The following is a 9949-nucleotide window of genomic DNA, read 5'->3' as shown; positions in this document are numbered from 1 at the left end:
GTTGTGGTTGAGCATCCGGGCTTCTTCCTGAGCCAGGACGACAACCCGTCGCGCTCGGTCGTTGAACCGCTCGAACATGCCCCTCGCGCTCCTCACATCCACTCGACGGCGGATCAGTGATCTCGGTACGCCGCCGATCAGGCCTTGACCAGTTCGAGCAGGTATCCCTGTCCCCAGACGGTGCGGATGGCTAGGTTGAGTGGTTTGATCCGCCGCCGGATCCGCATGATGTGCAGGTCAAGTGCATTGCGTCTGCTCATCGTCGAGCGGTCCGGGAGGCACTTGAGCAGTTCGTCGCGGGACACGACCTCGCCGAAGCTACGTACCAGGCGCTGGAGCAGGTCGGCTTCCGTTGGAGAGATGGCACAGGACCGTCCACCGTGCCGCAGGACTCCGACCGGGTCGATCTCCGGCACCCGGTCCACCCACGCCTTCGCCAGGAGCGTTGCCATCCGGGCCTCGAGGTCGGTCCGGCTGACGGGTGCACGGATCCAGTCCTCCTTGGCGTCACTGCATACTGGTGGCCGGCAGCCACCTTCGACAACCAGCAACCTCGGGATCCCGAGGTTGCGGTATCTCTCTCTACGGGCTTCCTCGGCGGGCCAGCGGACGAGCTTGACCGCTGTCTCTTGGCGTACTCCGGTCATGGTTCACCTATCTCCTAGGCGACTACAACGGGAAGTTGTGCCGACGCATTCAGTGATGCCGACCATGAAAAGGTTCACATCGGCGATGCCGGTTGTCAAGCGGTGAACCCGTCAAGGCATCCAAGCTTGCCACGATGTCCACCGGTTGGCACGCCGCTGACCTGGCAATACGACATCAGGTTGACGATTGCCGCGTCCCGACCACGCTAAGGGACTAGTTGACAAATCAATAAGTATGCCCGCCAACAATCCTGTTGGACGGCTGACGGATCCCCCCGTATCCACGCACGTCATGCGTTCAATCGAGTCGTCCACAGGTGCACGCTCAAGGTGTCGGGAGGTAAGGTGCACAACTCCCCTGTCGTCACTGGCGGGGCCGGTCGGCCCATGCCCGAATCGGGTCAAACGAGCCCATTAGTCACACCAATCAGACGCCGATCAGCATCTAGTGATCGATTGTCGGAAATGACGGCCTTAGCCCGACGTAGCATCATCCATCTGAGACGTCGACCGACCCTGCTCGTCTTCTCGATCCTGGAACCGGTCCTCCTCCTCCTGTTATTCCGCTTTGTCTTTGGCGGTGCAGTCGAGATGAGTATCGACACCACGTACGCCAACTTCATGATTCCCGGCATCCTGGTCCAGACCGCAATACTCGGGGCAGTCACCATCGGCGCCGGCCTTGCCCGTGACCTTGAGGGCGGGATGCTGGACCGACTGCACTCGCTACCGATCGCGCCGTCGTCCCTGCTGGTCGGACACACCGTCGCGGGACTGCTGCGCACTCTCGTCGTGCTGTCCGCGATGGTCGCCACCGGTTGGCTCATCGGCTTCCGCCCGACGGCGGGGCTCGGCGACTGGCTGGGGGCGCTAGGGCTGTTGTTGCTCTGCGCGTTGGCGATGGCCTGGGTGACGATCCTCGTAGCGCTGCTACTGGGCGGCGTCGAGATGGTCGAGACGCTGAGTCTGAGCGTGCTGTTTCCGCTCACACTGGTCAGCAGTGCGTTCGTCCCGGTGGCGACGATCCCCCCGCCGGTACAGGTCATCGCCGCCCATCAGCCGGTCACCGCGATCGTCGACGCGGTGCGGGCGTTACTGCTCGGCCGACCCGCCGCCAGCCACCTGGTCGAGGCCCTCGCCTGGTCGTTGATGATCCTGACGGTGTTCGCCGCCGCAGCCGTCATGCTCTTCCGGTGGCGCGTCCACCGCTGACACGCGGACACCACCCGCGCGCGCCCGCCAGGCCGCCGCCACGAGCGGCAACCGAGCAGCGGCCACCCGGCCGCCGCCGGTCCCAACCCCCAGCCAACGTTGACAGATAGTCACGTTGGCCTGACAGATTTGGTTGACGGGAGCGGTCATCGCTATATGGTTTTCAACTAGATAGTTCCTACGTCGACAGGAGCGACAATGTCCGTGAACTACTTCCCTCCGGGTGGCACCGACTACCTCCACCTGTGGACGGACGCGGTGATCGAGATCGCGGGTGACACCGAGACGATCGAGGCCGAAGGCTGGTTCGTCGTCAACCGCAGCTTCCCGACTCCAGCGGACCCCACCAAGATCATCGTGCAGATCCTGCAGATGAACCTGCGTGGCCACAGCGAGCACCTCGGTGAGTTCCTGTTCACCATCAACCCGCAACTGCCCACGATGGGCGAGGAGATGGTCTTCGCACCCGAGGACTTCGCCAACCGCTTTAAGGGCTACTTCAACGTCTTCTTCGAGCTCCAGCTGCTCGAGCAGGGCAAGACGTTGGTCAACAAGGACCCGATCAACATCGAGGGCCTGTTCGGCGCCCTCCCGCCCATCGGCGCCATCGGCGAGATGGCCCCAGGCGACCGAGTGGGCATGTACGACAAGAGCAACCCTGACAGCGAGCCGATCATGTACATGCTCGCCACCCGCAAGATCGTTGGCCAGTACGTGTCCGGCGACTACGACATCCGTCGCGGCGACTTCGTGTCGTCGCAGGAGGTCGCCGCGCAGTGGAAGCAGACGGCAAGCACCCTGGCGCCGTCCGCCACCCTCTGAACGGTAGCCAGCTGAGGATCGGGCGTCCGGACCGCTGATGGCCCGGACGCCCGGTTGTCGTGCCCGCACCACGACCGGGAGGCGAATCGTGTCCAGCCACACGCCGGTGGACAACTTCAACCGCATCGCCGCACGCTACGACCGGCATCCCGGCCAGTTCGGTTGCCGCCGGGCCGACACGCAGGTGCTCGACGCGGCAGCTGACGCAATGCTCGACGCCGCGACCGACGCGCGACTCGCCGGGAAGGACCGTCCGCCAGAGCCGACGGCCGTACTGGACGTGGGGTGCGGGACCGGTCGGCTACTGGCGCGCGCAGCAGCCCGGTGGCCCGACGCCACCCTGATAGGTGTGGACCCGGCGGTGGAGATGGTGCGAGTGGCCCGGCAACGGCTACCCAACACAGTGCTCGCCGTCGCAGGCGCGGAGGCGCTGCCGCTGGACGATGGCTCGGTGGACCTTGTGCTGAGCACGACCTCGCTCGGACACTGGATCGATCAGACCGCCGGGTGCACCGAGATTCGACGGGTGCTCGCGCCGACAGGTCAGGCGGTGATCGCCGAGCACACCCCGCCGCCCGGCTGGCTCAAGCCGTTGCTCAGCCGGTTCGGCGACCTGCCGCGCCACCTTACCGAACCGGCCCTACGACAGTTGCTGACCTCCGCCGGCCTGCGGCCGCAACGCACCGCCAGAATCCGGGGCGGGCTCTTGTTGGTTGCCGCCTCGCCGGCCTGACCGGCCCGGTACACCCGCCCTGACCCGGTCAGCTAACCGCCGGCTCAATCGGCACCGCGGTGAGCAGCGACTTGATCAACACCGGCTTCGCCTCGGCTTGAAAGTCGACCGCCGCGTCGAACTCGTTGATCATGCCCTCGATTACCAGCAGTGACAACAACGGGAAAATAAACTCCGGTGCCGCGTACAGTCCGCATCGACGCTGCAGGTCGAACAGCCGGGCAGCGAACGGACCCAGCTTGAATTCACCGATTCGCCGGTTGTGCGTCGCCTCGACCAACTCGGTGATCTCCTTGCGGAACCTCGGAAGGTCGGCTTCGCGCCCCTGATCAGCGGTGCTGCGTACCACGATGTCCGCACACTGCTTGCCGTTGCCCCGCGACATGTTGAAGAAAAACTCGGCGAACAGCCGGCGTACCCGCGGCTGAAGCCGGACCACGAAACCCGCGTCGAGCAGTGCGAGATCGCCCGACTGATCGATGTAGAGGTTTCCCGGATGCAGATCGCAGTGCACGACACCGTCGAGGAACAGCATCCGGTAGACGCAGTGCAGAACCCGCCGGACCGCCAGTTCAGCCAGCTCCGGCGACAGCTCGTCCGGGTCGATCCGACGCAGCCCAGGTAGGTACTCCATCACCAGTACGCCGTCCGCGCTGACCTCGGGCAGGGCCTGCGGTACCCGGAGGAAGTCAAGATCGTCGAGATTTTCCCGCAACTGGTTCAGGGCCTGCGCCTCGGTCCCGAAGTCGAGCTGGCGCAGCACCGCGTCGCGGATCTGCGCCACAATCGTGGCCGCCGGCATCCGCCGCAGCCGCGGCACCCGTCCGATAGCCCGGGCCCCTGCGCCGAGCAGCGCGAAGTCGGCCGCCATCCGGGCACCGATACCCGGGCGCCGAACCTTCACCGCCACCTCGCGCCCGTCGACGAGCCGGGACCGGTAGACGCAGGCTATACTCCCACTGGCGATCGGTGTCCAGTCGAACTCGACGAACGGCCACGGCCGGTCCCGGTAAGCCGCCCGCACCTCGGTCTGAACCAACTGTTGCCGCATCGGCGGCACCTGGTCGTGTAGCCGGCCGAAGGCCGCACAGAGCGACTCCGGTAGCAGGTCACGGCGGGTACTGAGCAGCTGCGCCGCTTTGACGTAGCTGGCGCCCAGATCCGTGACGAGCAGCCGGAGCCGGTCATCCCGCACCGCGCGAATCCCCGCCGATCCACCTGATGCCGCCCGGACCACCGACGGCACTGCCGCCAGTCCGTGCCGGAGTGCCACCCCGGTGACCTGGACCGCCCGTGCGCCGGTGTCGTACCACCTCGACTTCGCCATGCGATACCCCCAACGAATGACCGATTCCGCATAGCCAGAGTGCCTTGCCTGTGCCGCGATGACCCTCTGTATGTTTCGAGGCTCTGAAAGATTTTCGCAGAAGTGCATGTAAACCGTCTAGCCTCGGCTTCGTGAAGGCGATAACTATCCCCGGGGTTGAAGAGTACGCCGCCAGCCACACCACTGCCGACCCCGAGCACTTGCTCGACGTGGCCACTGAAACACACCGACTCAGTGACCGGCCACAAATGATGATCGGCCCAGTCGAGGCGCGATTTTTCCAGTTCTATTTGACCGCCCTACGCGCCCGCTCGGTGCTAGAAATCGGTACGTTTACCGGGTACTCTGCACTCTCCATGGCGGCGGTGATGCCCGCGGATGGGCACATCACCACCTGTGAGCTGAGCCCAGAACACGCCGAAATCGCGCTCCAGCACATCAAGAAGAGTCAGTACGCGGACCGAATCACCGTCCATGTCGGTCCGGCGCTGACGACTCTCGCGAAGCTGACCGGGCCGTTCGACTTCATTCTGCTCGACGCCGATCAGGAACACTTTCCGGACTACCTCGGCCGAATGCTTGAACTACTCGCCCCCGGGGGCGTGATCGCGGCGGACAACGTGCTCTGGAGCGGCGGGGTGATCGACGAGTCCGACTGCAGGCCGAGCACCATCGGAATCCGCCGGTTCAACGACCTGGTGGCCTCCCGATCGGATCTCACCTCGGTGCTGCTCAGCATTCGTGACGGCATCATGCTCATCCGCCGGACGGAAGGTCAGTAGCAATGAACGTTGTCGGCATCGACCATGCGGCGCTGTACACGGACCACCCTGAGCGGGTGATCGGGTACTTCCGGGACGGTCTGGGGTTCGCCTGCAGCCCGCTGGAGACCACCGGCCCGCTGGACGATGCCGGCCAGCCCGAGACTGCCAGCGTGCCAGGTGTGTGGCCGTTGACCCAGGGCGACATCCGAATCTTCGTCACCGCCGCGACGCAGGCGAACGGTCCCGTCGCGCGTTACGTCGCCCGCCACGGCGATGGGATCGGCGACCTGGCACTCGGAGCGGTAGACGCTGCCGAGACGTACCACAGAGCGGTCGAACGTGGCGCCCGCTCGATCCGTCCACCTGCGCACACTCTGCTCGCGGACGGAGCCGCCGCGGTGACGGCCACCGTCGCCGGGCCGGGCGACCTGACGCACACCTTCGTACAACGACTGGCTGCCGGCACCGAGAGATGCGCCAGCGAGCGCGTCGGCACGACCGACCGGCTGCTGGTCATCGACCACGTCGCGATCTGCCTGCCAAACGGATCGCTCGCCCGGACCACGAACTTCTATACGGACGTCTTCGGCTTCGGCGTGATCTTCGAGGAGCAGTTCGAGGTTGGTGACCAGGCCATCGACTCCAAGGTCGTGCAGAACGCGGCGGCCGACGTCACCTTCACCCTGATCGAGCCCGACACCAGCCGCGCCCCTGGGCAGATCGACCGGTTCCTGGCTGATCACGACGGACCCGGTGTGCAGCATCTGGCCTTCCTCACCGAGGATATCGTCGCCGACGTGGCCGCGTTCCGGGCCAACGGGGTGTCGTTCCTAAAGGCACCCGAGAGCTACTACGCGATGATGGGCCGAAGAATGCCCGAACTGGCGAACGCGGTCAGCCAGCTCAGTTCGGTCGATGTGCTGGCGGATCGGGACCACTGGGGGCATCTGCTACAGATCTTCACCCAGTCCCCGCACCCACGCACCACGCTCTTCTACGAGTTGATCGAGCGTCGACAGGCGCGCACCTTCGGCAGCGGCAACGTCCGGGCGCTGTACGAGGCCGTCGAGCATGACAAGCTCACCGCAGCGGCCAGCGACCGGGCATGACCTCGCCGGTGTCGGTCGGGCGGGAGTTGCGCCTGGCCGACCTGCACCCGGCCCTGACGGACCCGGTCATGGAGTCGGCCATCTTCCTCAACGAGGTGGCCGCCCGTTACCCCGAGGCGATCCCGCTGGCCGCCGGCCGGCCGTACGACGGATTTCACGACCCCGCAGAACTCACCGATCTGCTCGTCACCTATCAGCGTCACCTAGGCGAAGAGCGTGGGCTGAGCCGTGCCGAGATCACCCGACAGATGTTCCAGTATGGCCGCACCGCCGGCCACATCCACGAACTCGTTGCCCAGACTCTCGCCAACGACACCGGATTGCGGGTCGCTCCGGAGTCGATCGTGGTGCTGACCGGAGCGCAGGAGGGGATGCTGGTCACCGTTCGCGCGCTGGCGGCTAGGCCGGACGACGTCATCCTGGTCCCGTCGCCCTGCTACATCGGAATGCTCGGCGCAGCCAGCCTGCTCGGGGTACCGGTAGTCGGGATCGCCGAGGGTCCCGATGGGCTCACCGCCACCGATGTGGTGGCTACGGCCCGCCGGGTACGCGCCGCCGGGCGCCGGCCACGGGCCGTGTACGTGGTTCCGAACTTCTCGAATCCGTCCGGGCACACGATGACCCGTGCCGAACGGGTGGCGTTACTCGCGGCGGCCGAGAGCGAAGGGCTGCTGATCATCGAGGACGATCCGTACGGATTCCTCGCCGACCCCGCGTACCGCGAACCCCCGCTGAAGGCGCTCGACCGGTCAGGCGTGGTTATCCACATCGGCACGTTCGCGAAGACCTGCTTTCCCGGGGCCCGTGTCGGCTACGTCGTCGCCGACCAGATCGTCCGCGGTCCCGATGGCAGCCGCAGTTGCCTGGCCGACCAGCTCGCCCTGATCCGCAGCATGATCACCGTCAACACGTCATCGCTGGCGCAGGCCGTGATCGGCGGGATGCTGGTTCGCTCCGGGTGCCGTCTGGACACCGCCAACGCCGAGCGGATCCGCTTCTACCGTGCCAACCTGGCGACGCTTCTCGAAGGCTTGGAGCAGCAGTTCGGCCCAGAGCGCCGACGCGGCGTTCTGTCGTGGAACGTGCCGGCCGGCGGCTTCTTCGTCGTGCTGACCGTGCCGTTCGTGGCGGACGAGCGGCTACTCACCTACTGCGCGGACCGCTATGGGGTGCTGTGGACACCAATGAGCTACTTCTATCCCGACGGGGGCGGAGGTCACCAGCTGAGGCTGTCGTGCAGTGCGCTGGCACCGGACCAGATCAGGGAAGGCGTACGCCGCCTGGCCCAGATGGTTCGGGAGCAGATCATCGGGCCCGACGTAAGCGCGGGAGGAGCACCATACCGGGATCCGGCGCGCAGGTCAGGACTTTGACAGACCGCTCTAGCCGGCGGTCTCGGCAAGGAGTTGATTCACATGGCGCAGTCCGAGCCAGCACAGGTTCCCTTCACCGGCGACGAGTACCTGGCGAGCCTGCGAGACGGCCGTGAGGTGTGGATCTACGGCGAGCGGGTCAAGGATGTCACGGCCCATCCGGCCTTCCGCAACAACGCCCGCATGATCGCCCGGCTTTACGACGCGCTGCGAGATCCGGCTGAGCGCGACGTGCTGACGACGCAGACCGACACCGGTTCGGGCGGATTCACCCATCGCTTCTTTCGAGCGCCGACCGACGCGACGCAGCTGCGGGCGGCCCGGGACGCGATCGCGGCATGGCAGCGACACTGCTACGGCTGGCTCGGGCGCACCCCGGATTACAAGGCGTCGTTTCTGGCCACGCTGGGTGCCAACGCGGAGTTCTACGCGCCCTACTCCAACAATGCCCGCACCTGGTATCGCACCGCGCAGGAACGCGTGCTGCACGTCAACCATGCCCTGGTGCACCCGCCGGTTGATCGACATCGGCCACCGGACGAGGTCGCCGACGTCTTCGTCCATGTCGAGCGCGAGACCGACGCCGGGATAGTGGTGAGCGGGGCCAAGGTGGTGGCGACCGGATCTGCGCTCACCCACTACAATTTCATCGCCCACCACGGTCTACCGGTTCGACAGAAGCGGTTCGGGGTAGTGTTCTTGGCTCCAATGGACACCCCGGGGGTCAAGCTGCTCTGTCGAGCTTCGTACGAGATGGTGGCGGCGCAGATGGGCAGCCCGTTCGATTATCCGCTGGCGAGTCGGATGGACGAAAACGACGCCATCATCGTGTTCGATCAGGCGCTGATCCCGTGGGAGAACGTGCTGGTCTACGGCGACCTGGACAAGGCGAACACGTTCTTCCACCAGTCCGGTTTCCTGCCCCGGTTCACCCTGCACGGAGTGACCCGACTCGGGGTGAAGCTGGACTTCATCTGTGGGCTACTGAGCCGCGCCGTGGAGATCAGCGGCACCGGAGAGTTCCGCGGCGTACAGGCCAACCTCGGCGAGGCGATGACGTGGCGGCATCTCATGTGGGCGCTGTCCGACGCGATGATTCAGCGGTGCGGTCCATGGGGATCGGACTTCGTACAGCCGAACGAGGAGTACGCGCTCACCTACCGGGTGTTGGGCCCAATCGCGTACGGCCGGATCCGCGAATTGGTCCAGCAGAGCGTCGGTAGCGGGCTCATCTATCTCAATTCGAACGTTGCCGACTTCCACAACGAGGAGATCCGCCCGTACCTTGACCGGTATCTGCGAGGCTCACACGGCCACGACGCGGTCAGCCGCAGCAAGGTCATGAAGCTGCTCTGGGACGCTGTCGGCAGCGAGTTCGCCGGCCGTCACGAACTCTACGAGCGCAGCCACGCCGGCAACGCCGAGGAAAATCGGGTCCAGGTGCTGCAGAAGGCGGGCCGGGCCGGGATCACCCGCGCGATGCTCGACCTGGTCGACACCTGCCTGGACGAGTATGACCTCGACGGTTGGGTCGCACCGGATCTGGTCAATCCGGCAGGGCTGTTCCATACCGAACGCTAGTAGTGCTTCCACCGCTGATACGTTCGGGTCGCTGACTCAGGTCGGGTGGCAGGATCGGGCCGGGCAGCGGGTGCGCGGGTTGATGGTGGACGGACGGCGTAAGTCGATCCAGCCGATGGCGGGGCGTCGCCGGGTGCGCATGATCAGGCGTTGCACCATTTCGGGACGAACAGTCTGTGAGATGTGGTGCCGGTGCGGTGGCGGCTGCCGCAGCGGATCAATCCTCTACGTCAACCGCACCGGCATCCCCCGGCGCTACCTGCCCCACGACTTCCCGCCCCACCGTACCGTCTACGGCCACTTCGCCGCCTGGAGCAAGGAGGCACGGGCACGGCAAAGTCGGAGAGTGTGCGGCTGAGGACTCCGCGTTGAGGTCCGGAG

9 protein-coding genes and 1 pseudogene are annotated in these 9949 nt (G+C 65.8%); 8 read left to right on the top strand and 2 right to left on the bottom strand.

Annotated elements, in window-relative coordinates; all coding sequences use genetic code 11:
- Positions 1–137: 137 nt before the first annotated feature.
- On the bottom strand, positions 138–452 hold the full coding sequence (locus ACFHWT_RS30700; RefSeq protein WP_416598133.1) for a winged helix-turn-helix domain-containing protein: 315 nt from the start codon (positions 450–452) through the stop codon (positions 138–140).
- Between the two features lie 582 nt (positions 453–1034).
- Between ACFHWT_RS30700 and ACFHWT_RS30695 the strand changes: the two genes are divergently transcribed.
- From ACFHWT_RS30695 to ACFHWT_RS30685, 3 genes are all read left to right on the top strand, one after another.
- Complete coding sequence (locus ACFHWT_RS30695; RefSeq protein WP_416598134.1) at positions 1035–1859, top strand: ABC transporter permease; 825 nt, start codon at positions 1035–1037, stop codon at positions 1857–1859.
- 258 nt (positions 1860–2117) lie between these two features.
- On the top strand, positions 2118–2681 hold the full coding sequence (locus ACFHWT_RS30690; protein WP_416598132.1) for a DUF6073 family protein: 564 nt from the start codon (positions 2118–2120) through the stop codon (positions 2679–2681).
- An 88-nt stretch (positions 2682–2769) separates the two neighbouring features.
- Positions 2770–3414 (top strand): class I SAM-dependent methyltransferase, encoded by a 645-nt coding sequence (locus ACFHWT_RS30685; protein WP_416598131.1) that lies wholly within the window; start codon positions 2770–2772, stop codon positions 3412–3414.
- Between the two features lie 28 nt (positions 3415–3442).
- On the opposite strand, the gene ACFHWT_RS30680 is transcribed toward ACFHWT_RS30685, so the two are convergent.
- Complete coding sequence (locus ACFHWT_RS30680; RefSeq protein ID WP_416598129.1) at positions 3443–4741, bottom strand: ABC1 kinase family protein; 1299 nt, start codon at positions 4739–4741, stop codon at positions 3443–3445.
- Positions 4742–4872: 131 nt separating this feature from the next.
- Here ACFHWT_RS30680 and ACFHWT_RS30675 point away from each other — a divergent pair, with 131 nt between their 5' ends.
- From ACFHWT_RS30675 to ACFHWT_RS30655, 5 genes and pseudogenes are all read left to right on the top strand, one after another.
- A complete protein-coding gene (locus ACFHWT_RS30675) occupies positions 4873–5523 on the top strand; it encodes an O-methyltransferase (RefSeq protein ID WP_416598128.1) in 651 nt (216 codons plus the stop codon).
- 2 nt (positions 5524–5525) lie between these two features.
- Positions 5526–6614 carry a 4-hydroxyphenylpyruvate dioxygenase gene (hppD, locus tag ACFHWT_RS30670; RefSeq protein WP_416598127.1) on the top strand — a complete coding sequence of 363 codons (1089 nt, stop codon included), beginning with the start codon at positions 5526–5528 and terminating at the stop codon, positions 6612–6614.
- Positions 6611–7987, top strand: coding sequence for a PLP-dependent aminotransferase family protein (locus ACFHWT_RS30665; RefSeq protein WP_416598126.1), 1377 nt, complete (start codon positions 6611–6613; stop codon positions 7985–7987). The genes hppD and ACFHWT_RS30665 overlap by 4 nt, the downstream gene beginning before the upstream one ends.
- A gap of 42 nt (positions 7988–8029) precedes the next feature.
- Positions 8030–9568, top strand: coding sequence for a 4-hydroxyphenylacetate 3-hydroxylase N-terminal domain-containing protein (locus ACFHWT_RS30660; protein WP_416598125.1), 1539 nt, complete (start codon positions 8030–8032; stop codon positions 9566–9568).
- Between the two features lie 217 nt (positions 9569–9785).
- Positions 9786–9890: pseudogene (locus ACFHWT_RS30655) on the top strand (transposase); the annotation flags it as partial.
- Positions 9891–9949: the final 59 nt, after the last annotated feature.

Origin of the sequence: Micromonospora sp. LOL_021, from assembly GCF_048060215.1 — a bacterium.
Classification (GTDB): Bacteria; Actinomycetota; Actinomycetes; order Mycobacteriales; family Micromonosporaceae; genus Micromonospora_E.
Note: the sequence above shows the minus strand (reverse complement) of the source record. Positions and strands in the feature narration are given on the sequence as shown.